22 protein-coding genes are annotated in these 25,742 nt (G+C 61.8%); 10 read left to right on the plus strand and 12 right to left on the minus strand.

Annotation, left to right across the window (positions count from 1 at the left end; all coding sequences use genetic code 11):
* Both CKO35_RS12885 and dusA read right to left on the minus strand, forming a co-directional pair.
* On the minus strand, positions 1-1,010 hold a 1,010-nt coding region (locus tag CKO35_RS12885; protein WP_200176554.1), incomplete at its 3' end, for a DUF2235 domain-containing protein.
* A 96-nt stretch (positions 1,011-1,106) separates the two neighbouring features.
* A complete protein-coding gene (gene dusA, locus CKO35_RS12890) occupies positions 1,107-2,144 on the minus strand; it encodes a tRNA dihydrouridine(20/20a) synthase DusA (protein WP_420870761.1) in 1,038 nt (345 codons plus the stop codon).
* Between the two features lie 441 nt (positions 2,145-2,585).
* Here dusA and CKO35_RS12895 point away from each other — a divergent pair, with 441 nt between their 5' ends.
* Together CKO35_RS12895 and CKO35_RS12900 are read left to right on the plus strand one after the other, a co-directional pair.
* The gene (locus CKO35_RS12895) at positions 2,586-2,855 is read left to right on the plus strand and encodes a BrnT family toxin (protein ID WP_200176555.1); all 270 of its coding nucleotides are present in this window, start codon (positions 2,586-2,588) and stop codon (positions 2,853-2,855) included.
* Positions 2,839-3,120, plus strand: coding sequence for a BrnA antitoxin family protein (locus CKO35_RS12900; protein ID WP_200176556.1), 282 nt, complete (start codon positions 2,839-2,841; stop codon positions 3,118-3,120). Before CKO35_RS12895 ends, CKO35_RS12900 begins: the two co-directional genes overlap by 17 nt.
* Before the next feature lie 273 nt (positions 3,121-3,393).
* Here CKO35_RS12900 and tnpA read toward each other — a convergent pair whose 3' ends face one another.
* Entirely contained in the window at positions 3,394-3,834 is a 441-nt protein-coding gene (tnpA, locus tag CKO35_RS12905) for an IS200/IS605 family transposase (protein WP_338031799.1), read from the minus strand.
* On the opposite strand from tnpA, the gene CKO35_RS12910 reads away from it, so the two are divergent.
* Positions 3,833-5,107: an RNA-guided endonuclease InsQ/TnpB family protein gene (locus CKO35_RS12910; RefSeq protein WP_200176557.1), complete on the plus strand. Its 1,275-nt coding sequence runs from the start codon at positions 3,833-3,835 to the stop codon at positions 5,105-5,107. The genes tnpA and CKO35_RS12910 overlap by 2 nt on opposite strands.
* Before the next feature lie 61 nt (positions 5,108-5,168).
* Here the strand turns inward: CKO35_RS12910 and purB are convergent, their stop codons facing one another.
* Positions 5,169-6,536, minus strand: a complete 1,368-nt coding sequence (purB, locus tag CKO35_RS12915) for an adenylosuccinate lyase (RefSeq protein WP_200176558.1) — start codon at positions 6,534-6,536, stop codon at positions 5,169-5,171.
* Positions 6,537-6,643: 107 nt separating this feature from the next.
* On the opposite strand from purB, the gene CKO35_RS12920 reads away from it, so the two are divergent.
* Positions 6,644-8,050: a class II fumarate hydratase gene (locus tag CKO35_RS12920; RefSeq protein WP_200176559.1), complete on the plus strand. Its 1,407-nt coding sequence runs from the start codon at positions 6,644-6,646 to the stop codon at positions 8,048-8,050.
* Between the two features lies 1 nt (position 8,051).
* On the opposite strand, the gene CKO35_RS12925 is transcribed toward CKO35_RS12920, so the two are convergent.
* From CKO35_RS12925 to acnA, 4 genes are all read right to left on the minus strand, one after another.
* A complete protein-coding gene (locus tag CKO35_RS12925) occupies positions 8,052-10,004 on the minus strand; it encodes a putative bifunctional diguanylate cyclase/phosphodiesterase (RefSeq protein WP_200176560.1) in 1,953 nt (650 codons plus the stop codon).
* Between the two features lie 2 nt (positions 10,005-10,006).
* On the minus strand, positions 10,007-10,855 hold the full coding sequence (locus CKO35_RS12930; protein ID WP_200176561.1) for an HDOD domain-containing protein: 849 nt from the start codon (positions 10,853-10,855) through the stop codon (positions 10,007-10,009).
* Positions 10,852-11,238: a hypothetical protein gene (locus CKO35_RS12935; protein ID WP_200176562.1), complete on the minus strand. Its 387-nt coding sequence runs from the start codon at positions 11,236-11,238 to the stop codon at positions 10,852-10,854. Before CKO35_RS12935 ends, CKO35_RS12930 begins: the two co-directional genes overlap by 4 nt.
* Before the next feature lie 150 nt (positions 11,239-11,388).
* Positions 11,389-14,127 (minus strand): aconitate hydratase AcnA, encoded by a 2,739-nt coding sequence (gene acnA, locus CKO35_RS12940; protein ID WP_200176563.1) that lies wholly within the window; start codon positions 14,125-14,127, stop codon positions 11,389-11,391.
* Between the two features lie 336 nt (positions 14,128-14,463).
* On the opposite strand from acnA, the gene acnB reads away from it, so the two are divergent.
* Positions 14,464-17,040: a bifunctional aconitate hydratase 2/2-methylisocitrate dehydratase gene (acnB, locus tag CKO35_RS12945; protein WP_200176564.1), complete on the plus strand. Its 2,577-nt coding sequence runs from the start codon at positions 14,464-14,466 to the stop codon at positions 17,038-17,040.
* A gap of 67 nt (positions 17,041-17,107) precedes the next feature.
* Here acnB and hflD read toward each other — a convergent pair whose 3' ends face one another.
* Genes hflD through CKO35_RS12960 form a run of 3 tightly spaced genes read right to left on the minus strand, consistent with a single transcriptional unit; the run spans position 17,108 to position 19,363 of the window.
* Entirely contained in the window at positions 17,108-17,743 is a 636-nt protein-coding gene (gene hflD, locus CKO35_RS12950) for a high frequency lysogenization protein HflD (protein WP_200176565.1), read from the minus strand.
* A 43-nt stretch (positions 17,744-17,786) separates the two neighbouring features.
* A complete protein-coding gene (gene mnmA / locus CKO35_RS12955) occupies positions 17,787-18,917 on the minus strand; it encodes a tRNA 2-thiouridine(34) synthase MnmA (RefSeq protein ID WP_200176566.1) in 1,131 nt (376 codons plus the stop codon).
* A complete protein-coding gene (locus tag CKO35_RS12960) occupies positions 18,914-19,363 on the minus strand; it encodes an NUDIX hydrolase (protein WP_200176567.1) in 450 nt (149 codons plus the stop codon). The genes mnmA and CKO35_RS12960 overlap by 4 nt, the downstream gene beginning before the upstream one ends.
* A 220-nt stretch (positions 19,364-19,583) precedes the next feature.
* Here CKO35_RS12960 and icd point away from each other — a divergent pair, with 220 nt between their 5' ends.
* From icd to clpA, 3 genes are read left to right on the plus strand one after another with little or no spacing between them, the layout of a single operon-like run.
* Positions 19,584-20,840 (plus strand): NADP-dependent isocitrate dehydrogenase, encoded by a 1,257-nt coding sequence (gene icd / locus CKO35_RS12965; RefSeq protein WP_200176568.1) that lies wholly within the window; start codon positions 19,584-19,586, stop codon positions 20,838-20,840.
* Between the two features lie 40 nt (positions 20,841-20,880).
* The gene (gene clpS / locus CKO35_RS12970; protein WP_200176569.1) at positions 20,881-21,201 is read left to right on the plus strand and encodes an ATP-dependent Clp protease adapter ClpS; all 321 of its coding nucleotides are present in this window, start codon (positions 20,881-20,883) and stop codon (positions 21,199-21,201) included.
* 13 nt (positions 21,202-21,214) lie between these two features.
* Positions 21,215-23,479 carry an ATP-dependent Clp protease ATP-binding subunit ClpA gene (gene clpA, locus CKO35_RS12975; protein ID WP_200176570.1) on the plus strand — a complete coding sequence of 755 codons (2,265 nt, stop codon included), beginning with the start codon at positions 21,215-21,217 and terminating at the stop codon, positions 23,477-23,479.
* 117 nt (positions 23,480-23,596) lie between these two features.
* Here clpA and infA read toward each other — a convergent pair whose 3' ends face one another.
* Positions 23,597-23,815, minus strand: coding sequence for a translation initiation factor IF-1 (gene infA, locus CKO35_RS12980; RefSeq protein WP_008931238.1), 219 nt, complete (start codon positions 23,813-23,815; stop codon positions 23,597-23,599).
* Between the two features lie 170 nt (positions 23,816-23,985).
* On the opposite strand from infA, the gene fabD reads away from it, so the two are divergent.
* Together fabD and fabG are read left to right on the plus strand one after the other, a co-directional pair.
* Positions 23,986-24,921 (plus strand): ACP S-malonyltransferase, encoded by a 936-nt coding sequence (fabD, locus tag CKO35_RS12985; RefSeq protein WP_200176571.1) that lies wholly within the window; start codon positions 23,986-23,988, stop codon positions 24,919-24,921.
* A 36-nt stretch (positions 24,922-24,957) separates the two neighbouring features.
* Complete coding sequence (gene fabG / locus CKO35_RS12990) at positions 24,958-25,701, plus strand: 3-oxoacyl-ACP reductase FabG (protein WP_200176572.1); 744 nt, start codon at positions 24,958-24,960, stop codon at positions 25,699-25,701.
* Positions 25,702-25,742 lie beyond the last annotated feature (41 nt).

Consider the following 25,742-nt stretch of genomic DNA (forward strand, 5'->3'; position numbering starts at 1 on the left):
GGGCGCAGGGGGGTCCTGGGGCGGTAATCATCCTTTTCCTTGAGGCGCTTGAGAACCATCTCCTGCAGGGCTTCGTGGCCGTGGAGGGTGGTCCCCAGCGGCCGGTAGTAACGGGACGAGACGCGCTGGTACATGCCTTTCATGAACAGGGCGAAGGAGTCGTGGGCGGGGGCCAGCAGGTTGTCGTCGGTGACGGGGGCGAGTTGGTTCTTGTCGATGCCCAGGCCGCATTCCATCATGCGCTCGGCCATCCAGTGCAGGGCCACGTCGGCAAGACGGGCATCCTGGTAGCCGCCGCCGATGTCGGCGTGGGCGCCGCTGAACCAGGCCTGTTCGATGCGCTGACTGGGTTTGTGTTTGGGGTCCCAGAGGGTGGCTTCGTAGTTGCTCCGGTGCTCGTCCACGGCGATGGCATGGAAGGCGTTGCGGACGATGCCGCTCAGTTCGGTGTCATGAAACTGGTAGCGGCGGGCGTTGAACCAGTCGAATGAACGCAGAGGGACGCCCAGGGCGCCGACGGTGTCCCAGACGCCCAGGGCGTGGATGTCCGGTTCCCATGAAAATCGTTCGCGAAAGGCGATGGCGCCGGGGGTGTCCGGGCCTTCGTCGCGGGTGCGGTAGAGTTCGTAGGCGGCATTGATTTCCCGGCGGCGATTGCGGTGGACAAGGCCGGCGTTGCGGATCATGCCGACCAGGCTGCGGGCGGAGTAGGCGCCCCGGCTGAAGCCGATGACGAAGATCTGATCGCCGTCTTCGTAGTGGTCCACCAGCGCTCGATAGCCTTGCTTGATGAGTCGGTCCAGGCCCACGCCGAAGGCGCCGCCGCTGATGCGGTTGTACCAGCGGGTGCCGACGCCTGGGACGTAGTGTTTGCGCTGAGGGATGCCCTGGTGGGTGGCGGGGATGGCTTCGTAGAGTTTGTAGACGTTGGTGTTGGCGCCCTGTTCGATGTCGCCGCTGTCGTTGGGGGTGTTCCAGGTGCCGTCGAAGCAGATGATGATGTTTTTCATGTCGCCTCCCGGGTGGCGGCTGCAGGCCCTTTGGGGAGGATAGGTGATGGTGGGGGAGTTTGCTCAGCGGGGGGAGGAGAAAGGCCCGGCAGGGGATCAGCCCTGGGCGGGAACCTTGGCCGCCGCCTGCCGGATGATGTCCGGGCCGGCGTCGGGGCGGTGGGCGTTTTCGCTCAGGTGACGGCGCCAGGCGCGGGCACCGGGGCGGGCCTGGAACAGGCCGAGAATGTGACGGGTCATGGCCTGCAGGGGGACACCTTCCGACAGACGTGTCTCCACATAGGGCAAAAACTGTTCGATGACTTCATGGGGGGATTGCGCCGGGGCCGGTTCACCGTACAGCTCCGGGTCCACTCCGGCCAAGAGCCAGGGATTGTGGTAGGCCTCGCGGCCCAGCATGACCCCGTCCACATGCGCCAGCTGCGTCCGGCAGTCTTCCAGACGGGCGAGGCCGCCGTTGATGATGATCTCCAGATGGGGAAAGGCCTGTTTGAGGCGGTGAACCCGGTCGTAGCACAGGGGCGGGATTTCCCGGTTCTGTTTGGGGCTCAGACCCTGCAGCCAGGCCTTGCGGGCGTGGACGATGAAGCGGGTACAGCCGGCACCCGCGACCGTCTCCACAAACTGGTGAAGATGGGTTTCGCTGTCCAGGTGGTCGATACCGATGCGGTGCTTGACGGTGACGGGGATGTCCACCGCGGCCTGCATGGTGGCCACGCAGTCGGCCACGAGCGCCGGCTCGGCCATGAGGCAGGCACCGAAGCGCCCGGAACTCACCCGGTCAGAGGGGCAGCCCACGTTGAGGTTGATCTCGTCGTAACCCGCCTCGGCCCCCATGCGGGCGCAGGAGGCCAGGGCCTGGGGGTCCGAGCCCCCCAGTTGCAGGGCGATCGGGTGCTCCGCCGGATCAAAGCCCAGCAGGTAGTCCCGATCGCCGTGGAGCAGGGCGCCGGTGGTGACCATCTCCGTGTAGAGGAATGCACGGCGGGAGATAAGACGCAGGAAGTAGCGGCAATGCCGGTCAGTCCAGTCCATCATCGGCGCCACGCAGAAGCGGTGAAGCCCGTTTTTCCTTGCTCCGCAAATGCTTAGGTCTGATTCTTCGCTGTTTTTCGCTGCCTGTTCCTGCGTCATTTTTGCCTGTTTTCGGGGGGGGGCGTTGGTTCAGTGCTACAACCGGTGCTACAAAATCCGCCTTGTAGCAACTGGACTCGGGGTGGGGAGTGGCCACTATCGTAGCACGCAGGGGGAAAGGCGGAACGCGCTACATGGCGCAGATCCGCATCAAGCGGGGCGGCGTGTCGCACACGGAGTCTCGCACGCTATCATCCGCTCGGTGTGGGAAACCAGCAAATTACACGGGCAGAACCCCTTCGAAGTCCTGCGAGTGGCTGCGACAGCCTGAACAGCTACGTTTACGCAACCAAACGCTGCCCTGAGTGCGACCCCCACCGGGATTGTGACTACCATGGGGCGGCTCCACCCTGCGGGCACGCCGAGGGGGCGTGACGCCTCTGCACTGGCGGCAGGCCGCAACAAATTGCCGCCAAGCTGGTCTGTACATACAATCGCGGCATGATGATTGAGTACGATGCCGACAAGGATGCCGCCAACCGCGCCAAGCACGGCGTGTCACTGGCCGAGGCCAAGGCGCTGGAGTGGGATACGTTGCTGGCGATGGAGGATCGTCGCCGGGACTACGGCGAGCGCCGCATGATCGGCTATGCCCTGATGGGTGCTCGGCTGTTCTGCGTGGTGTTTGTCGATCGCGGTGAGGCGCGCCGGATCATCAGCCTGAGAAAAGCCAACACCAGAGAGGTGAAGCGCTATGTTGCGAGCAGCTAAATCCGGTCGAAAGGTGTACGTGCCGACCGAGGCCGAAGACGCGGCCATTGCCGCCGGCGTGGCTCAGGACCCGGATACCTTTGAGCCGACCGATGCCGAGTTTGCCGCCATGCGAAGGGTGGCGCCGACCAAGGAACGCATCACCATTCGCTTGTCCCCCGATGTGGTGGCACGCTTTCGCGCCACCGGCCCCGGTTGGCAGACACGCATGGATGCCGCGTTGAAGGACTGGCTGCGGGATCACTCCCCTGAGCGCCTGGGCTAGTCGGGGGAGCGGATGGCGGTCTGCCAAATTGCGCCGCAGTGCTCCGCCTATGGCCGCGCAGCGGCTTAGGGGGTGGTGAAGCGGACCAGTGACCGCAAACGCGTCCAGTCCATCATCGGCGCCACGCAGAAGCGGTGAAGCCCGTTTTTCCTTTCTGGTCGATGGCTTACCGCTGATTCCGCTGACTTTTCTACCAAATAGCGCCGCAGTGCTCCGCCTATAGCCGCTTAGCGGCTTAGGGGGTGGTGAAGCGGCGCATGGCGCGTAGCGCCATCACTCCGGTGCTTCCTGCTGTTCGATGTATTGCTTCAGGACCGAGAGCGGCGCACCGCCGACGCTGATGATGCAGTAGCTGCGAGACCAGAACACCGGCTTGTGCCAGTAGTAGCGCCGTATGTGTTCCCCGTACTCCTTGCGGATCAGTCGCGAGGTGACGGTCTTGAGATTATTCACGAACGCAGATGGCGCGGTGCGCGGCGTCAGCTCCAGGAGCAGATGCACATGATCCGATTCGCCGTTGAACTCCAGAACCTCGCCTTCCCACCTTTTGGTGGTGGCACGGACGATTTCTTCCAGGCGAGAAAGCATTGCTCTCGTGATGCACTTGCGCCGGTACTTGGTGACAATAACCAAATGATACTGGAGCCGATATGTGCAATGGTAGAGCCGTTTTAGCGGTTGTGAGTCCATAATAACCAAGTATACTTTCAGCATGGTCCAGCGCAAGGTCACATATCGGCTTTACCCCACGGCGGCCCAGCTTGCCGCCTTGGAGCACCAACGCTGGGTCCACTGCCTGTTGTGGAACGAGGGTCTGGCCGAACGACGCCAGGCTTGGAGCGAGCGGCAGGAGTCGTTGGGCTTCTCGGCCCAGTGCAAGCGGCTGACCGAGTGGCGCACCCAATCGAAGCTCCTGCGCGATATCAACGCCCAGTCCGAACAGGTCACCCTCAAGCGTCTGGATCTGGCGTTCCAGCACTTCTTTCGCCGTATCAAAAACGGCGAAACGCCCGGTTTTCCCCGCTTCAAGCCGCTGCACCGTTTCAAGGGTTGGGGCTATAAGACCCACGGTGACGGCTGGCGTCTGGTGACCAACGAGCGGATGAAACACGGGACACTGAGGCTCAGTGGAATCGGCAAGGTTGCCATCCGGGGTAAACCCCGCACCCCAGGCACGCCGAAGACCTGCGAGCTGTTTTGTCGCAACGGGCGCTGGTACGCATCGGTGACGCTGAACTGCGAGCCTGCGCGTCAACGCGGCGACACACTGGGCGGTCTGGATTGGGGGCTGGAAACCTTCGCCACCGTGGCCACGCCAGCAGGGACCGAGACCATCGATAACCCGCGCTACCTGGCCAGGACACTGGACGAAATCCGCCGGGTCCAGCGCGATATTTCCCGCAAGGAGGAGGCGGCCAGGAAAGCGTCCGGGAAGACGCGCCGTTTTCCCGTTTCCAACCGTCTCCAGAGGGCATACGAGCATTTGCGTCGCCTCCACCGCAAGGTGGCGAACCAGCGCCACGATTTTCAGCATCAGACGACAGCGCGGCTTGTTGGGCAATTCGCTGTCCTGGGCCTGGAGGCACTGAACATCCGCACCATGACCGCTTCGGGCGGTCAGTACAAAAAGGGCTTGAACCGCAGCATCCTCGATGCCGCTGGCGGGGCCTTTCATCAATTGCTCGGGTACAAAGCGGAAGAGGCTGGGACCTGGGCGATGGAGGCTCCGACGCGGCATCTCAAGCCCTCGCAGACCTGCCACGCCTGCGGGCGGCAGGAGAAGAAGTCGCTCGGCCAGCGGCGTCATGAGTGCCCCTGTGGCGCGTCCTGCTCGCGGGACGAAAACGCCGCTCGGGTCTTGATGAACTGGGCCAAGCAGCAGTTATCCGGTCGGGAACCTGGCCGATGCGTGGAGGGCGGTAAGACCGAATCATCCCCGGATGATCCGGCACGCCCCGTGAAGCGCGAAACTCACGCCATAGCCTGATAGGCTTGGCGGGAGTAGTTCATGATCCTTTCCTGCTGCATGTTGGCCTCGCGAAAATCCTTTAGATCCTTCGCGCCTGCTGGGCGGCGTTGCCGGTGTAGCCGCCGGGGGTGAGGGCCTTGAGCTGGTCCCTGGCCGCCTGGGGAATCTCCAGGGTGTCGATGAAGGCCCGCAGGCGGGGGCCGTCCACCCGTTGGCCGCGGGTGAGTTCCTTGAGCTTCTCGTAGGGCTTTTCCACCCCGTAGCGGCGCATGACGGTCTGGATGGGCTCGGCCAGGACTTCCCAGTTGGCTTCCAGGTCGGCATCCAGACGGACGGTGTCCACCTCCAGCTTGCTGATGCCCTTGCTGACGGCCTGATAGGCAATCACGGACCAGGCGAAGCCCATGCCGATGTTGCGCAGCACGGTGGAGTCGGTCAGGTCCCGTTGCCAGCGGGAGACGGGCAGCTTGCCGGCCAGGTGTTCAAAGACCGCATTGGCCAGGCCCAGGTTGCCTTCGGCGTTTTCAAAATCAATGGGATTGACCTTGTGGGGCATGGTGGAGGAGCCCACTTCGCCGGCGATCACCTTCTGCCGGAAGTAGCCCAGGGAAATGTAGCCCCAGACGTCGCGGGAGAAGTCGGTGAGGATGGTGTTGAAGCGGCACAGGCCGTGGAACAGTTCGGCCATGTAGTCATGGGGTTCGATCTGGATGGTGTAGGGGTTCATCTCCAGGCCCAGGCTGTCGATGAATTCCCGCGCCAGGGTTTCCCAGTCCACGTCCGGGTAGGCGCTCAGGTGGGCGTTGTAGTTGCCCACGGCACCGTTGATCTTGCCCAGCATGATCACGTTGGCCACCTGGTTGCGGGTGGTCTTGAGGCGATGCACCACATTGGCCATTTCCTTGCCCAGGGTGGTGGGGGAGGCGGGCTGGCCGTGGGTGCGGGAGAGCATGGGCTGATCGGCGTGCTTGTGGGCCAGATCACGAATGGCGTGAATGACCTCGTCCATCAGCGGCAGCATGGCCTGGCTCCGGGCCTCCTTGAGCATGAGCGCATAGGCCAGGTTGTTGATGTCCTCGGAGGTGCAGGCGAAGTGGAAAAATTCACTGATGGTGGCCAGTTCTTCGTTGCCGATGACCTTTTCCTTGAGGAAGTACTCCACCGCCTTGACGTCGTGGTTGGTGGTCCGTTCGATGTTCTTGACCCGGCGGGCGTCTTCCTCGGAGAAGTTTTCCACGATGCCGTCCAGAATGTGACGGGCATGCTCACCCAGGGGTGGCACTTCCGGGATGCCCTGATGGGTGGCCAGCGCCTTGAGCCATTCCACTTCGACCTGGACCCGGTGACGAATCAGGCCGAATTCGCTGAAGATCGGGCGCAGCATCTCGGTCTTGCTGCCGTAGCGGCCGTCCACGGGGGAGATGGCGGTGAGGGAGGATAGCTCCATGGGGCGGGGTCTCCGGGCTGACTGAAAAAGGCGGGATTATACTACAGGATAGATGATTCGCCCCGTTGGGGCGCCGTGGCGCAGCTCAAGCAGAGGAGGACAGAGACATGGGCCCTGCCAGGACACGCATCGAGCATGACAGCATGGGCCCGGTGGAGGTCCCGGACGCCGCTTTGTACGGTGCCCAGACCCAGCGTGCCGTGAATCATTTCCGGATCAGCGGCAAGCCCATGCCGGCAGCCTTCATCCGCGCCCTGGGCCATGTGAAGGCGGCCTGTGCCCAGGCCAACCGGGATCTGGGCTTGTTGCCCGAAAAAATGGCCGAGGCCATCATCGCGGCAGCGGATGCCGTCTCACGGGGAGAACACGTGGAGCACTTCCCGGTGGATGTGTTCCAGACCGGCAGCGGCACCAGCTCGAACATGAATGCCAACGAGGTGATCGCCACGCTGGCATCCCGGCACCTGGGGGCGCCGGTACATCCCAATGATCACGTCAATCTCGGGCAGAGTTCCAACGATGTGATCCCGACCACGTTGCATGTGGCTGCCGCCGAGGCGTTGCGCCGGCAGCTGATCCCGGCGGTGCTGGAGCTGGCGGATTGCATCGACGAGCGCGCCCTGTCCCTTGCCGGTCTGGTGAAGACCGGGCGTACCCATCTCATGGACGCCATGCCCGTGCGGCTGGACCAGGAACTGGGGGCCTGGGCCCAGCAGCTGCGTTACGGGGCGGAGCGCCTGGAAGACGGATTTCCCCGTTTGGTGGAGTTGGCCGTCGGCGGAACCGCCGTGGGGACGGGGGTGAACGCCCATCCCGAGCTGGGAGATCGCGTCGCCCGGATACTCTCCCGTCGCACCGGAGTGATGTTCGTCATCAAGCCGAGTCGGTTCGAAGGGATGGCGGCTCAGGATGCGGCGGTGGAGATGAGCGGGCAGCTCAAGACCCTGGCCGTGAGCCTGATGAAGATCTGCAACGATCTGCGCTGGATGAACTCGGGGCCGCTGGCCGGGCTGGGCGAGATCCGGCTGCCGGCCCTGCAACCCGGAAGCAGCATCATGCCCGGCAAGGTGAATCCGGTGGTCCCGGAGGCGGTGGCGATGATCTGTGCCCGGGTGATGGGAAACGATGTCACGATCGGTATTGCCGGTCAGTCCGGAAACTTTCAGCTTAACGTGATGTTACCGTTGATGGCTCACGATCTGCTTGAAAGTATCGAACTGCTGGCCAGAGGTATCGTGCTGCTGCGGGAAAAGGCCGTGGAAGGTCTGACGGTGGATGAGTCACGGCTCAAGGCCATGCTGGAACGCAATCCCATCCTGGTGACGGCGCTCAATCCGGTAATCGGGTATGAGCAAGGGGCGGCAATTGCCAAGCGGGCCTATGCGGAGGGCAGGCCCGTGCTGGAGGTGGCGCTGGAGATGACGGACCTGGATGAGGCCGAGCTGCGTCGCTTGCTGGATCCGCTGGCACTGACCGGGCCGTCAGCCGGCAGTGGGGAGTCTGATGAGGTATGAATCAGGGATAGGAAAAGGTTTCAAAATAGTCGCATAGCGTATTGAATGGCAGGGGTTCGCTGAAGTAATAGCCCTGGATGAGCTCACAGCCGAGCTGTTTCAGGAATGCCAGTTGCTCTTCATTTTCCACCCCTTCTGCGACCACCTCCAGATCAAGCCCCTTGGCCATGGCGACGATGGCGGTGACGATGGCGGTGTCGTCACGATCATGGGGGGTGTCGCTGACAAATGAGCGGTCGATTTTGAGGGTATGGATCGGAAAGTGCTTCAAGTTGTTGAGGGATGAGTAGCCCGTGCCGAAATCATCCACTGCCAGCCGGAAACCCAGCTGATGCAGTTGCCGGAACATGTCCACGGCCACGTGGATGTCCTGCATGATGGTGCTTTCCGTCAGTTCCAGTTCAATGCAGCAAGGTGATACATCGTATTCCTTGAGAATGGCGGTGTACTTTTCCACAAGATTGGCTTGCCTGAACTGGCGGGCGGACAGATTGATGGCCATTCTGGGCGGCTCAATCCCGGCATTCCGCAGTTGGTGCAAATCCTCGCATACCCTTTTAAGCACCCACAGACCCAGTCCTTCAATGATGCCTGTATCTTCGGCGATGGGAATGAACCGGGCTGGGTTCTGCAGGCCTTTTTCCGGGTGATGCCAGCGCACCAGCGCCTCCAGGGCCTCAATCTTGCCGGTTCGCAGCGAGATTTGGGGTTGGTAATACACGTCAAACTCATCCCGGGCCAAGGCCTTGACCAGCTGATTTTCCAGCACCAGATGGCGGTAGGTCTGGGAATTGAGATCCTGGGTGTAGAACTGATAAAGATTGCGGCCTCGCTGCTTGGCTTCATACATGGCCGCGTCGGCATTCTTGATCAGGGTATCGGCATCATTGCCGTCAAAGGGGTGGATGCTGATGCCCGCACTGCAGGTGATGAATACCTGATGATCCATGACCTCATGTTCACGGCTGATGCTTTCAATCAGTTGCTGGACGAAGCGGGCCACCAGGTCCAGTGATGCCACGTTATCCAGGATAATGCCGAATTCATCGCCTCCCAGCCGGGAAAGGGTCACATTGGTGATTTCAAGATGATGACGCCTGATGACTTCGGGGGAAAGAAATGTACTTTTCATTTCATTGGCGAGGCGACGTATCAACAGGTCACCTGCGCGATGCCCGAGGGAATCGTTCACACGCTTGAAGTGATCAAGATCCATGAGAATCACGGCGACATGGGACTCCGGTGTGCCACGGCGCTGCATGAGCTGACTGAGCCGGTCATTAAAGAGGATCCTGTTGGGCAGGCCGGTGAGGGTATCGTGACTATGCTGGTGAACCAGTTCTCTGGACTGGCGCTGAGTGATCTTGCGAAGAGTCTGATGCTGCTGTTCCCTGAGGGTGTAGAGCGCGGCACTTTCCAGTGCATAAGCCGTGTTGAAAAGCACGATGGAGAGAATCTTCAGGCCTGCTTCTCCAGCTTTCAGCGTAATCCCCTGAATCCGCCCTACGAACATCCCGCGAACGCGGGTACGGGTGGAAATGACATGCATGATCAGGTGAGTATCGGGAGGTTGATCAATCCCTGCGGATACGCAAATCGGATGATTTTGATTGATTGCCCAGGCAAACGTACCTTGGTCGATGAGTTGCTCTACAACGGTTTCCAGGCTTGGGTCGGTGCAACCTGGCTGACGGTAGTTGATATTGAAGTTGGAATCGTCGTCGACGGTGTAATAGCCCGCATCATCAAAGGGGAGAATGCGGATGATGCAGTCATGGGCATTCTTGAGTATGGTTTCCACATCGCGGTTATGACGATGATCACCGAAAATGGAGGTCATCGAAGCCAATACATCCATTGCATAGTGATGCCATTGATTGGCGGCTTCAAGATAATTCACACGCTCACGAAGATAGTCGATTTCTGCCGGGTGAGGTGAGTCTTTTTTCGTCATCTTCATGCCATGAATACATCCACTACCTGATGGTAGTGTTTATCAGTATGGTCGATGATCTGTTTCAGCATGCTTTCCGGCAGGGAAATACGGATCCAGGCCTCATCGTCAATCGGGGGAACATAACGCTCACCGCTGGTTCCCAGTCGCAGCGCATTGGCAATGCTGTCTGCTACATGAACCACAGCGGTTTCAATGGGGTAATGGGTTGCCATGGATGGATCATGATGATGGCGTACGGGTTCTTCGAAGGCACGAGGCAGACGCCAGGCCGCGAGCAGATCCCCTCCGAGCTGAGCATGATCCACTCCCAGGATTTCCTGTTCTGCCTGGAACAGAAGGCATTGCCGTTGGTCCCTTAGTGACAGTATTTTGGCCGATTGATCGGTCAGGTGGATGTACATGAGCAGGCGACCGATGTCATGAAGAAGGGCGGCCACATAGAATCTTTCCACATTGGTTTCACGGCGGGCACTTGCCAGGTTTCGGGCCAGTAGTGCCGTGACAATGCTGTGCCTCCAGAAACTGTCCATGTCGACGCCGGCTACCGGAAGGTGGTTGAAATACCGGATGATGGTTGCAGCCAGAACCAGATCACGCAATTGCTGAGTGCCGATGATACTGATGGCGCGATCAATGTTGGCGATCTGGCCGGGAAAATTGTAGAGACTGCTGTTGGCAATGCGCAGAAGCTTTGCGGTAAGGGCAGTGTCACTCTCAATGGCACGGCTCATGGCATCGAAAGAGCTGCTGGGATCGTTGACTGCCGCCTCGACTTGATGATAGACATTCGGTAATGTGCCTAAATCGGGATTGCTTTCCAGAATTTCCTTTATGAAGGATGCAGTCATGGACTTCCTTTTGTAACCAGCTTTCTTGCGAGACGTTCTGTTGCAATTTCGAACAGTATATTCATGACGGGATTTTGTTTTTCTGCGTGAGTGAAGGCTATTTCCATGATCACTTTTGCCTGGTTCAGCGCCGACTTTGTGATTGCTGTTTTGCTTTCGTTGGATGCGCTAACACCGATGAGATCGTTTTGATACAGAAAGCTCTCCTTTTCTATCCATATGAAAATTTCGGTGACGCCCCAGGTCTTGAGGACGCGAACGTGTTTTTCTCTCAGGGGTAATCCCGCTGAAAGCAGAAGCCTGCCACTGCGGTCGCGAACATCATTCGCCAGAACAGAGCCAGGGCGCGCCTGATCAGCACGGATACTGATTTTTCCATCCATTCACTCACACCACGGATCGAGGTTTTTCCCAAGCTACAGTGTGATTCAGAACATGGCAAGAGAAAAAGTCTGATGGCCGGCCCGGGTCGATCAGCAAAAATTCAATCAAGTCCAGGTCCAGTTCCTGGCCGGCCTTCAGCCCGTGATGGGCTACCGTGTCAGTTGCCGAATGACGTAGTGCAGAATCCCTCCATGCCGGTAATATTCCCATTCTTTCGGGGTGTCAATGCGCACCCTGACCTTGAATTCAAGTGGTTTTCCCTCATCGTCTGACGCCGTGACGGTCACTTCACCCGGTTCATCATCCACTGCACCGATGCTGTAGCGCTCATGTCCGGACAGTCCCAGAATTTCCGCATTTTCACCAGACAGGAACTGCAGGGGCAGGACCCCGAATCCCACAAGGTTGGAGCGGTGGATGCGCTCGAAACTTTCGGCGATCACTGCGCGAATGCCCAGTAGCCGTGTCCCCTTGGCCGCCCAGTCCCGGGAGGAGCCGGTACCGTATTCCTTGCCGGCCAGGACCACCAGGGGGGTGCCTTCCTCACGGTAGGCCATGGCGGCGTCGTAGATGCTCATTGACTCGCCGTCGGGCAGGTGACGGGTCCAGCCCCCCTCGGTACCCGGGGCCAGACGGTTGCGCAGGCGCACGTTGGCGAAGGTGCCCCGCATCATCACCTCATGATTGCCGCGCCGGGAGCCATAGGAGTTGAATTCCCTGGGCTCGATACCATGGGCCTGAAGGTACTGCCCGGCCGGACTCTCGGGGTGAATGCCGCCGGCGGGAGAGATGTGGTCGGTGGTGATGGAATCGCCCACCATGACCAGGCAGCGGGCATCCCGGATGGTTTCGGGCGGCTCCGGGTCCAGGGTCATGCCCTCGAAGTAGGGCGGGTTCTTTACATAAGTGGACTCGACCCAGTCGTAGCGTTCTGATCCGCTCACCTGGATCTGCTGCCAGTTGGCATCGCCCTTGAAGACATCGGCGTACTTCTCCCGGAACATGGTCGAGTGGATGCTGGTCCCCATGAGTTGGTTGATCTCTGCCTGACTGGGCCAGATATCCTTGAGATGAACCGGCCGGCCCTGGTTGTCCGTTCCCAGCGGGTCCTGATAGAGGTCCACGGCCATGGTCCCCGCCAGGGCGTAGGCCACCACCAGGGGCGGAGAGGCCAGATAGTTGGTGCGCACATCGGCATGGATGCGGCCTTCGAAGTTGCGGTTGCCCGAGAGCACCGCGGCCACCATCAGGTCGCCCTCGCGGATGGCATTGCCGATGGGCTCTGGCAGGGGGCCGGCGTTGCCGATGCAGGTGGTGCAGCCGAAGCCCACCACCGAGAAGCCCAGGGCTTCCAGGGGTTGCAGGAGTCCGGCCTGTTGCAGATAGGCCGGGACCACCTGGGAACCGGGTGCCAGGGAGGTCTTGACCCAGGGCTTGGGCTTGAGGCCCTTTTCCAGCGCTTTTTTCGCCAGCAGGCCGGCGGCCAGCAGCACTGCCGGGTTGGAGGTGTTGGTACAGGAGGTGATGGCGGCGATCACCACGGCGCCGTGCTTGAGCAGATGTCGCTCGCCGTCCATCTGGTATTCCACCGCGCCCTTTTCATGGCTGTCGTCTACCCCGGGGGCGGCATGGCCGCCTTCATCGGCAAAGCGGGCCTCTTCCCGATCCGTCGGGGTGGCGTGATGTTCCTTGAGGAATCGGTCGAGGGTATCGCTGAAGTTGCGGCGGGCCTGATCCAGGGGGATGCGGTCCTGGGGTCGACGCGGCCCCGCCAGGCTGGGTACCACTCCGGTCAGATCCAGTTCCAGGATGTCGGAATAGTCGGCCTGCCGGGCGCCGGTGTCGCGCCACAGACCCTGATGACGGGCATAGGCCTCCACCAGGGCGATGCGGGATTCATCCCGGCCCGAGAGACGCAGGTATTCCAGGGTTTCCCTGTCAATGGGGAAGATGCCGCAGGTGGCGCCGTATTCCGGGGCCATGTTGGCGATGGTGGCCCGGTCCGCCAGGGGCAGGTGGTCCAGGCCGTCGCCGAAGAACTCCACGAACTTGCCCACCACGCCGTGCTTTCTGAGCATCTGAGTGACGGTGAGTACCAGGTCGGTGGCGGTGGCGCCTTCCGGCAGCCGGCCGCTGAGCCTGAAACCCACCACCTGGGGAATGAGCATGGAGATGGGCTGGCCGAGCATGGCGGCCTCGGCCTCGATGCCGCCCACGCCCCAGCCCAGCACGCCCAAGCCATTGACCATGGTGGTGTGGGAGTCGGTGCCCACCAGGGTATCGGGGTAGGCGTGGAGGCTGCCGTTATCGTCGCGCACGAAGACGGTCTGGGCCAGGTATTCCAGGTTCACCTGATGGACGATGCCGGTGCCCGGGGGCACCACGCGGAAGTTTTCGAAGGCCTGCTGGCCCCAGCGCAGGAACTGGTAGCGTTCCTTGTTGCGGTGGTATTCCAGCTTGATGTTCAGGTCCAGGGCGTTTTTTTGGCCGAAGTGGTCCACCATCACCGAGTGGTCGATCACCAGGTCCACCGGGGCCAGGGGGTTGATCCGGTTCGGATCCTTGCCCAGGGCGTGCATGGCATCGCGCATGGCGGCCAGGTCGACCACGGCGGGGACGCCGGTAAAGTCCTGCAGCACCACCCGGGCCGGGGTAAAGCCGATTTCCGCGCTGGGTTCGGCCTTGGGGTCCCAGTCCAGCAGGGCCTGGATGTGTGCCCGGGTGATGTTGTTCCCGTCCTCGCAGCGCAGGAGGTTTTCCAGCAGGATCTTGAGGGAGAAGGGCAGACGGTCCAGATCGTGGGTTTTCCGGAGCGGGGCGAGGCTGTGGATGTGATAGGTCCGGCCCTGAACGTCCAGGGTGTCTTCGGTGTTGAAGCTGTTGCTCATCGGTTTCTCCGCGAAAGACCCCGGATTCAGCACCGGGGAAAGATGGCGGTAAAGCCGTCACTCCCGCGAAAGCGGGAGTCCAGGGGTTTCGAGTCCTCCTGAGTGGATTCCCGCGTTCGCGGGAATGACGGGGCCTGGCATTGTTGAGAGTCGTGAGTTCTGCAAAAGTCCCCTCGTGAGTATGGCACACCCTCGCATCAGGCATTTCTGGTCTGTCACCCGTCAGGTGGTTTAGAATGCTGCCGCGCAATAACCCTGTCTGTCAAAATAACAGATTGATCATAAGGGATATTTCTCCCTCCCCGGACAGCCGGGGCGTCAAAGAGGATCACACACGTGCTTGAAGCCTATCGCCAACATGTTCAGGAACGCGCAGCGGAAGGGGTGGTGCCCAAACCCCTGGATGCGGAGATGACCGCCCAGCTGGTGGAGCTGTTGAAGAACCCGCCCGCCGGTGAGGAAGCCTTCCTGCTGGACCTCATCACCCATCGCGTGCCCCCGGGCGTCGACGAGGCCGCCTATGTGAAGGCCGGCTTCCTGTCCGCCGTGGCCAAGGGCGAGGCCAACTCCCCCCTGATCGACCGCGCCAGAGCCGTGGAACTGCTGGGTACCATGCAGGGCGGCTATAACATCGCCACCCTGGTGGAACTGCTGGATGACGCCGAACTCGCCCCTGCCGCCGCCAAGGAACTCAAGCACACCCTGCTCATGTTCGATGCCTTCCACGACGTGGAAGAGCGGGCCAAGGCCGGCAACAGTCATGCTCAGGCCTTGATGCAGTCCTGGGCCGATGCCGAGTGGTTCCTGAGCCGTCCCGCCGTGCCCCAGAAGATGACCGTGACCCTCTTCAAGGTCCCGGGCGAGACCAATACCGACGATCTGTCCCCGGCCCCGGACGCCTGGAGCCGCCCGGACATTCCCCTGCATGCCAAGGCCATGTACAAGATGCCCCGTGAAGGCATCACCAACGCCCAGGCCCAGATCGAGGCACTCAAGCAGAAGGGCCACCCGGTCGCCCTGGTGGGCGACGTGATGGGTACCGGCTCCTCCCGCAAGTCCGCCACCAACTCGGTACTGTGGTACATCGGCGACGACATCCCCTATGTGCCCAACAAGCGCTTCGGCGGCGTCTGTCTGGGTGGCAAGATCGCCCCCATCTTCTTCAACACCATGGAAGATGCCGGCGCCCTGCCCATCGAGTTGGATGTGAACCATCTGAACATGGGGGATGTGGTGGACATCTATCCCCACGACGGCAAGGTCTGCCGCCACGGCAGCGACGAGGTGATCACCACCTTCGAACTGCGCTCTCCGGTGATGCTGGACGAGGTCCGCGCCGGTGGCCGTATTCCCCTGATCATCGGTCGCGGCCTGACCGACCGTGCCCGCGAGGCCTTGAACCTGCCGGCCTCCGATGTGTTCAAGCGGCCCCAGGCCCCGGTGGACAGCGGCAAGGGCTTCACCCTGGCCCAGAAGATGGTGGGCAAGGCCTGCGGCGTGGCCGGTATCCGTCCCGGCACCTACTGCGAGCCCCGCATGACCACCGTGGGTTCCCAGGACACCACCGGCCCCATGACCCGGGACGAGCTCAAGGACCTGGCCTGCCTGGGCTTCCAGGCCGATCTGGTGATGCAGTCCTTCTGCCACACTGCCGCCTATCCCAAGCCGGTGGACGTGCAGACCCACCATACCCTGCCGGACTTCATCATGAACCGGGGCGGTGTCTCCCTGCGTCCGGGCGACGGCATCATCCACTCCTGGCTGAACCGCATGCTGCTGCCCGATACCGTGGGTACCGGCGGTGACTCCCACACCCGTTTCCCCATCGGCATCTCCTTCCCGGCCGGCTCCGGTCTGGTGGCCTTTGCCGCCGCCACCGGCGTGATGCCCCTGGACATGCCTGAGTCGGTCCTGGTGCGTTTCAAGGGCGAGCGCCAGCCCGGTATCACCCTGCGCGACCTGGTCCACGCCATTCCCCATGCGGCCATCCAGCAGGGTTTGCTGACGGTGGAGAAGAAGGGCAAGAAGAACATCTTCTCCGGCCGCATCCTGGAGATCGAGGGGTTGGACGACCTGACGGTAGAGCAGGCGTTCGAACTGTCCGACGCCTCCGCCGAGCGTTCCGCCGGCGGCTGCACCATCGCCCTGTCCGAAGAACGGGTGGCCGAATACCTGCGCTCCAACGTCACCATGCTGCGCTGGATGATCGCCAACGGTTACGGCGATGTCCGGACCCTGGAGCGTCGCGCCAAGGCCATGGAAGAGTGGCTGGCCAATCCCAGCCTGATGCGTGCCGACGGGGATGCCGAGTATGCGGCGGTGATCGAGATCGATCTGAACCAGATCAGGGAGCCCATCCTCTGCGCCCCGAACGATCCTGACGACGCCCGTCTGCTGTCGGAAGTGGCCGGCGGCAAGATCGACGAGGTGTTCATCGGTTCCTGCATGACCAACATCGGTCACTTCCGCGCCGCCGGCAAGCTGCTGGAGAAGTTCAAGGGCCAGATGCCCACCCGTCTGTGGCTGTCTCCGCCCACCCGCATGGATCAGCGTCAGCTGACGGAAGAGGGCTACTACGGCATCTATGGTCGTGCCGGCGCCCGTACCGAGATGCCCGGCTGCTCCCTGTGCATGGGCAATCAGGCCCGTGTGGCCCCCGGTGCCAAGGTGGTATCCACCTCCACCCGCAACTTCCCTAACCGTCTGGGGGATGGGGCCGATGTCTACCTGGCCTCCGCGGAGCTGGCGGCGGTGGCCGCCGTGCTGGGACGCCTGCCCACGGTGGAGGAGTACATGGAGCAGGCCGCCGGCCTGAACACCATGGCCGCCGAGGTCTACCGTTACCTGAACTTCGATCAGTTGCCGGAGTATGAGGAAGCGGCCCGGAAGGTGATTCCGGTGGTGGCGGCGTAGGGGGTATACACCCCTCACCCCAACCCCTCTCCCGCAAGGGGAGAGGGGTTTTTTAAGAACGATCAGCTCAGGAGGCCTCGGCGGTCTCCTCAAGCATGAAACGCGCTTCCGCCAGCATGGCGTTGCGCCCGAAGATCAGCTTCCATCTCGATCCCCCCGCCTGACGCCACAGGACCGCCCCGCGGATGCCCGCCAGCAGCAGGGCGCGGATGCGCGCCGCGTTGTGCGGATTGCCCAGGTGGTTCTGTTCTCCCTGCACGATGATGCGTGGCCCCAGTTCACTGATGGTGTTCTGGTAGGTCTGGCCCAGACGGGACATGATGTTCTCGTGCAGGATGCCGAAGGATTCGCTCTGGTGGGCCGCCACCTCGATCCCGTCCCGCAGGGTCTTGATCATGCCCGGCTGCTTCATCAGCTTGCGCTCCAGATAGAGCATGTTGATCACATACCGGGAGATCTCGCCGTCCACCTGGGGGGAATTGGCCTGAACCTGTTCCACCATCGTGCGTAGCCCGCGGCGCAGATGGACGATGCCGCCGTAGACATCGTCGATGGAGCTTGCTTCGAAGGCAAACAGGCTGCCGATCATGGTCTGCAGTTGATCGGCGTCGCACTGGCCGCGCCAGGCCACGTCCTTGACCAGTGCGGCGGACTGGAAAAGGGCGGCCAGGGCCAGGGCTCGGTTACGGTGTGAAGCTTCCACGGGTCTTTTTCCGTCTGTGTGGCTTGATTGATTCGGGCGCTAACTATAACCCGATTGGCTGCGCCCGGGCGTCCGTGTCCTTGCGGGCGATGATGCCGCCTCCCAGGCACTCCGCCCCGTGGTAGAACACCACCGACTGCCCCGGTGCCACCGCCCGCTGCCGGTGATGGAAGCGCACGTGAAGGGCGCCGGGTTCATCCGGCATCGGTTCCACCCGGCAATCCTGATGGGCCTGCCGGTAGCGGATCTTGGCCTGACAGTGCAGGGGCATTTCCGGGGCCTTGCCCGCGATCCAGTTCACCTCGGTGGCCACCAGGCCGCCGGCATGCAGGGCAGGGTGGTCATGACCCTGGGCCACGATCAGGCGGTTGCGGGTCATGTCCTTGTCCACCACATACCAGGGGTTTTCCTCCGCGCCATGGACGCCGCCGATGCCCAGGCCCTGGCGTTGGCCGGGGGTGTAGTACATCAGTCCCTGATGTTCGCCCAGTTCCTGTCCGTCGGTGCTGACGATGGGGCCGGGTTGGGCCGGGAGGTAGCGCATGAGAAAGTCCCGGAAACGCCGTTCTCCGATGAAACAGATGCCGGTGCTGTCCTTCTTGGCGTGGTTCTCGAATCCTGCCCGGGCGGCAATCTCCCGGACCCGGGTCTTTTCCAGTTCGCCCAGGGGGAAGAGGGTGCGGGACAGGGCCGGCTGGCCCAGGGCATGGAGGAAGTAGGACTGGTCCTTGCCGGCATCCAGCCCCTGCAGCAGCCGGAAGCGCCCGTCCAGTGCATCCACCCGGGCGTAATGGCCCGTGGCGATGAGGTCGGCTCCCTTGTCCAGGGCATAGTCCAGGAAGGCGCGGAACTTGATTTCCCGATTGCACAGGATGTCCGGGTTGGGGGTGCGGCCCAGACGGTATTCCTGCAGGAAGTGGGCGAACACCCGGTCCCAGTATTCCTTGGCGAAGTTGACCTTGTGCAGGGGGATTTCCAGTTCGGCGCACACGGATTTGGCATCCGCCAGGTCGGTGGCGGCGGAACAGTAGCCGGGTTCGTCGTCGTCTTCCCAGTTCTTCATGAACAGGCCTTCCACCCGGTAGCCCTGTTCCATCAGCAGGAGGGCGGAAACGGAGGAGTCCACGCCGCCGGACATGCCGACGATGACGCGTTTGGCACGGGAGGGGTTCATGACGGCATGTCCACCAGCAGGTCGAGGGGGTAACGTCGGCCGGCCAGATAATCATCGATGCAGCGCAGCACCAGCGGGGTGCGCAGGCTGTCTGGATGGGCCGCCAGGTGTTCGCGGTCGATCCAGTGGGTGTCAAGGATGTCCGGATCCCGCACCTGACCGGGCACCGGTTCGGAGATGTCTCCGGTGACGGCCACGCGGATGAACGTCAGCCCCGTGGGTGCATGTTTCCAGCGGTAGACGCCCACCAGGGCCCGGGGAGTGAGGCGGCGGCCGGTTTCTTCCAGGGTCTCCCGGACAGCGGCGGCGATCAGGTCCTCGTCTTCCTCCAGGTGCCCGGCGGGCTGGTTGTAGACGCTGCGGCCCTGTTCCCGTTCTTCCACCAGCAGGAATCGGCCGTCCCTTTCGACGACGGCGGCAACGGTAACGCGTGGGGTCCATACCATGTTCAAGGGGGTCCTCGGTGGTGATAATGCCAAACTCCGTCATTCCCGCGAACGCGGGAATCCAGGCTGGGGGGCTCTGGCCGCAACAGTGTACATGATGAAGCAAGGTGGACGGGGCAGCCATCCGCCGGTCCGACTCCTGTTCTGTGGGACATCCCGAGGCCGTGTATAATCCCACCAAAACCCTTTACAACAACTTCAATACCACAAGGGAGTGCCCATGGCATACCAACACATCAAGATTCCCGCCGAAGGCGTAAAGATCACCGCCAATGAAGACTTTTCCCTGAATGTCCCCAACAATCCGATCATCCCTTTCATTGAGGGTGACGGCATCGGCGTGGACATCACCCCGGTCATGCAGCGGGTGGTGGACGCGGCGGTGGAAAAGGCCTATGGCGGTGAACGCAAGATTGCCTGGATGGAGGTCTTTGCGGGCGAGAAGGCCACCCGGGTCTACGGTGGCGACAACTGGCTGCCACGGGAAAGCATGGAGGCCGTGCGTGACTTCGTGGTGTCCATCAAGGGCCCCCTGACCACCCCCGTGGGCGGCGGCATCCGTTCCCTGAACGTGGCTCTGCGTCAGGAGATGGACCTGTACGTCTGTCAGCGTCCGGTACGCTACTACAACGGCACCCCCAGCCCCCTGAAGAACCCGGAAAAGACCGACATGGTGATCTTCCGGGAAAACTCCGAGGACATCTACGCCGGTATCGAATGGGCCGCGGGCAGCCCCGAGGCGAAAAAGATGGTGGATTTCCTGGTCAACACCATGGGCGTCACCAAGATCCGCTTCCCGGAAACCAGCGGCATCGGCGTCAAGCCCGTGTCCGAGGACGGCACCAAGCGTCTGGTCCGCAAGGCCATCCAGTATGCCATCGAGAACGACCGCAGCTCCGTGACCCTGGTTCACAAGGGCAACATCATGAAGTTCACAGAAGGGGCCTTCAAGAACTGGGGCTATGAGCTGGCGATGCAGGAATTCGGTGCCACCGAGATCGACGGTGGTCCCTGGTGCCGTCTGACCAATCCCAGGAACGGCAAGGAAATCATCATCAAGGACGTCATTGCGGACAACTTCCTGCAGCAGATCCTGTTGCGGCCGGAAGACTATAGCGTGATCGCCACCATGAACCTCAACGGCGACTACATCTCCGACGCCCTGGCGGCTCAGGTGGGTGGTATCGGTATCGCCCCGGGGGCCAACCTGTCCGATACCGTGGCCATGTTCGAGGCCACTCACGGAACCGCGCCCAAATATGCCGGTCTGGATAAGGTGAACCCCGGTTCCCTGGTCCTGTCCGCGGAGATGATGCTGCGTCATCTGGGCTGGGTGGAAGCTGCGGACCTCATCGTCAAGGGCCTCTCCGGCGCCATCAGCTCCGGCCGTGTGACCTACGACTTCGCCCGCGCCATCGACAGCGCCACCGAGCTTTCCTGCTCGGAGTTCGGCGAGAACATCGTGGCACATATGTAGTCCGTCAGGAACTGAATCAGCCATAGATTGATCTGAGATTATGGGAGACGAACACACGCATCAATCCGACCATGGGCTGGTCGTCGAGCCGGCAAAGCCCAAGCTCAAGCAGCCGCCCCGGTACAAGGTGGTGTTGCTTAACGACGACTACACTCCGATGGAGTTCGTGGTGCAGGTCCTGGAGGTCTTCTTCGCGATGGATCGCGAGAAGGCCACCCGGGTCATGCTCCATGTGCATACCCGAGGCAAAGGGGTGTGTGGCATCTATACTCGGGATATCGCCGAATCGAAGGTGGCTCAGGTCAACGACTATTCACGGGAACACCAGCATCCATTGCTTTGTGCGATGGAAGAGGCCTAGCGGGTACGCGACCATGCTGAACAAAGAACTCGAGTTTTCACTGAACATGGCCTTCAAGGCCGCGCGCGAGAAACGTCACGAGTTCATGACGGTGGAGCATCTGTTGCTCGCCCTCACGGACAACCCGACGGCCGCCACGGTGCTGAGGGCCTGTGGGGTCAACATCGAATCCCTGCGCAAGGATCTCGAGGAATTCGTGGATGCCAACACCCCCCGGCTACCCATGAAGGATCCGAGGGATACCCAGCCTACACTGGGATTCCAGCGGGTGCTGCAACGGGCGGTGTTCCATGTGCAGTCATCCGGCCGCAAGGAGGTCACCGGCGCCAATGTGCTGGTGGCCATCTTCGGGGAGCAGGAGTCCCATGCCGTCTATCTGCTCAGCCAGCACGATCTGGCCAGACTGGACGTGGTGAATTATATCTCCCATGGGATTTCCAAGGTTCCTGACGAGCAGCAAGAAGATGAAGGCGTTTCCGGTGCCGCGGGAGAATCTCAGGACGCCGACGAGGCTGCCCGCAAGAATCCCCTGGAGAGTTTTGCCACCAACCTCAACGAGCAGGCCCGCAAGGGCAAGATCGATCCCCTGATCGGCCGCGCCCATGAACTGGAGCGTACGGTGCAGATCCTGTGCCGTCGCCGCAAGAACAATCCCCTGTACGTGGGGGAGGCGGGGGTGGGCAAGACCGCCATCGCCGAGGGCCTGGCCAAGAAGATTGTGGATGGCGAGGTCCCCGAGGTGCTGCAGGATGCGGTGATCTATTCCCTGGATCTTGGGGCCCTGGTGGCCGGTACCAAGTATCGTGGGGATTTTGAAAAGCGTCTCAAGGGGGTGTTGTCCCAGTTGCGGCGGCAGAAGGGGGCGGTGCTCTTCATCGACGAGATCCACACCATCATCGGCGCTGGCGCCGCCTCCGGCGGGGTCATGGATGCTTCCAACCTGATCAAGCCCATGCTGGCCTCCGGGGAACTCAAGTGCATCGGTTCCACCACCTATCAGGAATACCGGGGCATTTTCGAGAAGGACCGGGCTCTGGCCCGGCGATTCCAGAAGATCGACGTCAACGAACCCTCGGTGGACGAGACCTACGAGATCCTCAAGGGACTCAAGTCCCGCTTCGAGTCCCACCACGACGTGCGCTATACCACCAAGGCCCTGCGGGCGGCGGCGGAGTTGTCCAGCCGTTACATCACCGACCGTCATCTGCCGGATAAGGCCATTGATGTCATCGACGAAGCGGGGGCCAACCGGCGCCTGCTGCCGGCCAGTCAGCGCAAGAAGACCATCTCGGTACAGGATGTGGAGAACATCGTCGCCAAGATTGCCCGCATCCCCCCCAAGAGTGTGTCCGCTTCCGACATGGAGACCCTCAAGAATCTGGAGCGCAACCTCAAGATGGTGGTGTTCGGCCAGGACGAGCCCATCGAGACCCTGGCGGCCGCCATCAAGATGGCCCGTTCAGGGCTGGGAGATCGGGACAAGCCCATCGGTTCCTTCCTGTTCGCCGGCCCCACCGGGGTGGGCAAGACGGAAGTCACACGCCAGCTGGCCCAGATTCTGGGGATCGAGCTGGTTCGCTTCGACATGTCCGAGTACATGGAGCGGCATACGGTATCCCGGCTGATCGGGGCGCCGCCCGGCTATGTGGGCTACGACGAAGGTGGTCTGCTGACCGGGGCCATTCTCAAGCAACCCCATGCGGTGCTGCTGCTGGACGAGGTGGAAAAAGCCCATCCGGATGTCTTTAACCTGCTGTTGCAGGTGATGGACCACGGCACCCTGACGGACACCAACGGCCGCAAGGTGGATTTCCGTAATGTGATCCTGGTGATGACCAGCAACGTGGGTGCTGAGGTTTCCAGTCGGCCGTCCATGGGCTTCACCCAGCAGGACCATTCCAGCGATGCCATGGAGGTACTCAAACGTACCTTTACCCCGGAATTCCGCAACCGTCTGGATGCCATCATCCAGTTCAAGCCGCTGGATCCGGTGACCATCGCCAGCGTGGTGGACAAGTTCCTGACCCAGCTCCAGGCCCAGCTGGATGAGAAAAAGGTGGCGCTGTTGGTGGACGATGATGCCCGCGCCTGGCTGGCCGAGCACGGCTACGATCCGAAGATGGGTGCCCGCCCCATGGGGCGTGTGATTCAGGACCGGATCAAGAAGCCTCTGGCCGAGGAAATTCTCTTCGGGCGGCTGGCTGCTGGTGGAGAAGTGAACGTGTGTGTGAGGGACGGTGAGCTGGCCCTGGACTATGCCGAGGAAGCGGTACACTGATCAAGGCAACACGTCGGTTTCACTTCGATATGACATGCAACGGAAAAAGGCCGCATTCCATAGGGATGCGGCCTGGTCGTGATACCGGCAAGGCGTGAGGTAGCTGCGCTCGAACCTTTACTTGTTGCGGTAGACGATCCGGCCCTTGGTCAGATCGTAGGGGGTCATCTGTACCGTCACCCGGTCACCGCGCAGGATGCGGATGTAGTGCTTGCGCATTCGCCCGGAAATATGGGCGGTCACCACGTGGCCATTGTCCAGTTCGACGCGAAACATGGTGTTGGGCAGGTTGTCCAGCACCGTACCTTCCATTTCAATGTGATCTTCTTTCGGCATACGCCTGTTTCAGGGTTTGAGCAGCGAAGGCGTCATTATCAACAACCGGGCGCATAAAACAAGCACCGGAAGGGGTATTCTTTGGCGAAATTTGCAGATGATTGCCCCAAGGTATCGGCTTTGCCTAAACTAGCCGCCCTAACCCTGACGCTTTCAAGGAATTTGTGCCAATGAAACTCGCATGTGTGTTTCCAGGCCAGGGCTCTCAGTCGCTGGGCATGCTCGCCGCTCTGGCTGATGCCTTTCCCCAGGTCCGTGAGACCTTTCAGGAGGCTTCGGAAGTTCTGGGTCTTGACCTGTGGACCCTGACACAGGATGGACCGATCGACGATCTGAACCGGACCGAGAATACCCAGCCCGCCATGCTGGCGGCGGGTGTGGCCGTTTGGCGGGTGTGGACGGCCCAGGGCGGCTCCGAGCCGATGCTCATGGCCGGTCACAGCCTGGGAGAATATACCGCGCTGGTCTGTGCCGATGCCCTGGACTTTGACACCGCCGTGCGTCTGGTGGCCGAACGTGGTCGACTGATGCAAAACGCGGTGCCGGCGGGCGAGGGTGCCATGGCGGCCATTCTCGGGCTGGACGACGAGCAGGTCAGGACCGTTTGCCGCGAGGCGGCGGACGTCGGCGTGGTGGAGGCCGTTAACTACAATGCCCCGGGGCAGGTGGTCATCGCCGGCCAGACGGCGGCCGTGGAGCGTGCCATTGCCCTGGCCAGCGAAGCCGGCGCCAAGCGCAGCGTGAAGTTGCCGGTGAGCGTGCCCTCCCATTGCTCCCTGCTCAAGGCCGCGGCCACCAACATGCATGCGCGCCTGGAGTCCGTGCGCGTGGGCACCCCTGCCATTCGTGTGATCCATAATGTGGATGTGGCTTCCCATGCCGAGCCGGACGTGATCCGGGCGGCCCTGGCGGCCCAGATCCATCGTCCGGTGCGGTGGGTGGAGACGGTGCAGGCCATGGTTTCAGATGGCGTCGACACCGTGTTGGAGTTGGGCCCCGGCAAGGTGCTCACCGGCCTGAACAAGCGTATCGACAAGTCACTGACCGTGGCCTGTGTGCAGGACCCGGACAGCCTGGCTCAGGCACTGGCCCTGGGCGCATCCTGATCCGCCGTCAGTACCCCATCATAACGAGGACCCCGCATGACTCTTGAAGGTGAAATCGCACTCGTCACCGGTGCCAGCCGTGGTATAGGCAAGGCCATTGCCCTCACCCTGGCTCGCCAGGGCGCCACCGTGGTGGGTACCGCCACCAGCGAGGGTGGTGCCCAGGCCATCTCCGCATACCTGACCGAGGCCGGCGCCCGGGGGCGGGGCATGATGCTAGACGTGACCTGGCCCGACGATGTGGACGCGGTGATCAAGGCCGTCGGCGATGAGTTCGGCGGGGTTACCATTCTGGTGAACAATGCCGGCATTACCCGTGACAATCTCCTCATGCGCATGAAGGACGATGAGTGGGATGCCATCATCCAGACCAATCTGACGTCGGTGTACCGGGTGAGCAAGGCCGTGCTGCGTGGCATGATGAAGGCCCGCAAGGGGCGTATCATCAATGTCGGCTCCGTGGTGGGTTCTTCCGGCAACGCCGGCCAGACCAATTACGCCGCGGCCAAGGCCGGTCTGCTGGGTTTTACCCGCTCCCTGGCCCGTGAAGTCGGTTCCCGCGGCATCACGGTCAATACCGTGGCTCCGGGCTTCATCGACACCGACATGACCAAGGACCTGCCGGAAGCCCAGCGCGAGGCCCTGTTGACCCAGATCCCGCTGGGGCGTCTGGGGGCACCGGAAGAGATCGCCCAGGCGGTTGCCTTTCTGGCCTCTCCCGGGGCGGCCTACGTCACCGGAGAGACCCTGCATGTGAACGGTGGGATGTTCATGGGTTGAAAAACGCTCTCTTTCTCCCAATGTTGTGGGGCAGGAAGGCT

The organism is Ectothiorhodospira shaposhnikovii (assembly GCF_016584105.1).
Classification (GTDB): Bacteria; Pseudomonadota; Gammaproteobacteria; order Ectothiorhodospirales; family Ectothiorhodospiraceae; genus Ectothiorhodospira; species Ectothiorhodospira shaposhnikovii.

What these genes read in the sequence shown, in the direction of transcription:
- dusA (WP_420870761.1), bottom strand. Translation starts at nt 2,144, where the DNA reads ATGACGCAGGAACAGGCAGCGAAAAACAGCGAAGAATCAGACCTAAGC.
- CKO35_RS12895 (WP_200176555.1), top strand. Translation starts at nt 2,586, where the DNA reads ATGATGATTGAGTACGATGCCGACAAGGATGCCGCCAACCGCGCCAAG.
- CKO35_RS12900 (WP_200176556.1), top strand. Translation starts at nt 2,839, where the DNA reads ATGTTGCGAGCAGCTAAATCCGGTCGAAAGGTGTACGTGCCGACCGAG.
- CKO35_RS12910 (WP_200176557.1), top strand. Translation starts at nt 3,833, where the DNA reads ATGGTCCAGCGCAAGGTCACATATCGGCTTTACCCCACGGCGGCCCAG.
- tnpA (WP_338031799.1), bottom strand. Translation starts at nt 3,834, where the DNA reads ATGCTGAAAGTATACTTGGTTATTATGGACTCACAACCGCTAAAACGG.
- purB (WP_200176558.1), bottom strand. Translation starts at nt 6,536, where the DNA reads ATGGAGCTATCCTCCCTCACCGCCATCTCCCCCGTGGACGGCCGCTAC.
- CKO35_RS12920 (WP_200176559.1), top strand. Translation starts at nt 6,644, where the DNA reads ATGGGCCCTGCCAGGACACGCATCGAGCATGACAGCATGGGCCCGGTG.
- CKO35_RS12925 (WP_200176560.1), bottom strand. Translation starts at nt 10,004, where the DNA reads ATGACGAAAAAAGACTCACCTCACCCGGCAGAAATCGACTATCTTCGT.
- CKO35_RS12930 (WP_200176561.1), bottom strand. Translation starts at nt 10,855, where the DNA reads ATGACTGCATCCTTCATAAAGGAAATTCTGGAAAGCAATCCCGATTTA.
- CKO35_RS12935 (WP_200176562.1), bottom strand. Translation starts at nt 11,238, where the DNA reads ATGGATGGAAAAATCAGTATCCGTGCTGATCAGGCGCGCCCTGGCTCT.
- acnA (WP_200176563.1), bottom strand. Translation starts at nt 14,127, where the DNA reads ATGAGCAACAGCTTCAACACCGAAGACACCCTGGACGTTCAGGGCCGG.
- mnmA (WP_200176566.1), bottom strand. Translation starts at nt 18,917, where the DNA reads ATGAACCCCTCCCGTGCCAAACGCGTCATCGTCGGCATGTCCGGCGGC.
- CKO35_RS12960 (WP_200176567.1), bottom strand. Translation starts at nt 19,363, where the DNA reads ATGGTATGGACCCCACGCGTTACCGTTGCCGCCGTCGTCGAAAGGGAC.
- icd (WP_200176568.1), top strand. Translation starts at nt 19,584, where the DNA reads ATGGCATACCAACACATCAAGATTCCCGCCGAAGGCGTAAAGATCACC.
- clpS (WP_200176569.1), top strand. Translation starts at nt 20,881, where the DNA reads ATGGGAGACGAACACACGCATCAATCCGACCATGGGCTGGTCGTCGAG.
- clpA (WP_200176570.1), top strand. Translation starts at nt 21,215, where the DNA reads ATGCTGAACAAAGAACTCGAGTTTTCACTGAACATGGCCTTCAAGGCC.
- infA (WP_008931238.1), bottom strand. Translation starts at nt 23,815, where the DNA reads ATGCCGAAAGAAGATCACATTGAAATGGAAGGTACGGTGCTGGACAAC.
- fabD (WP_200176571.1), top strand. Translation starts at nt 23,986, where the DNA reads ATGAAACTCGCATGTGTGTTTCCAGGCCAGGGCTCTCAGTCGCTGGGC.
- fabG (WP_200176572.1), top strand. Translation starts at nt 24,958, where the DNA reads ATGACTCTTGAAGGTGAAATCGCACTCGTCACCGGTGCCAGCCGTGGT.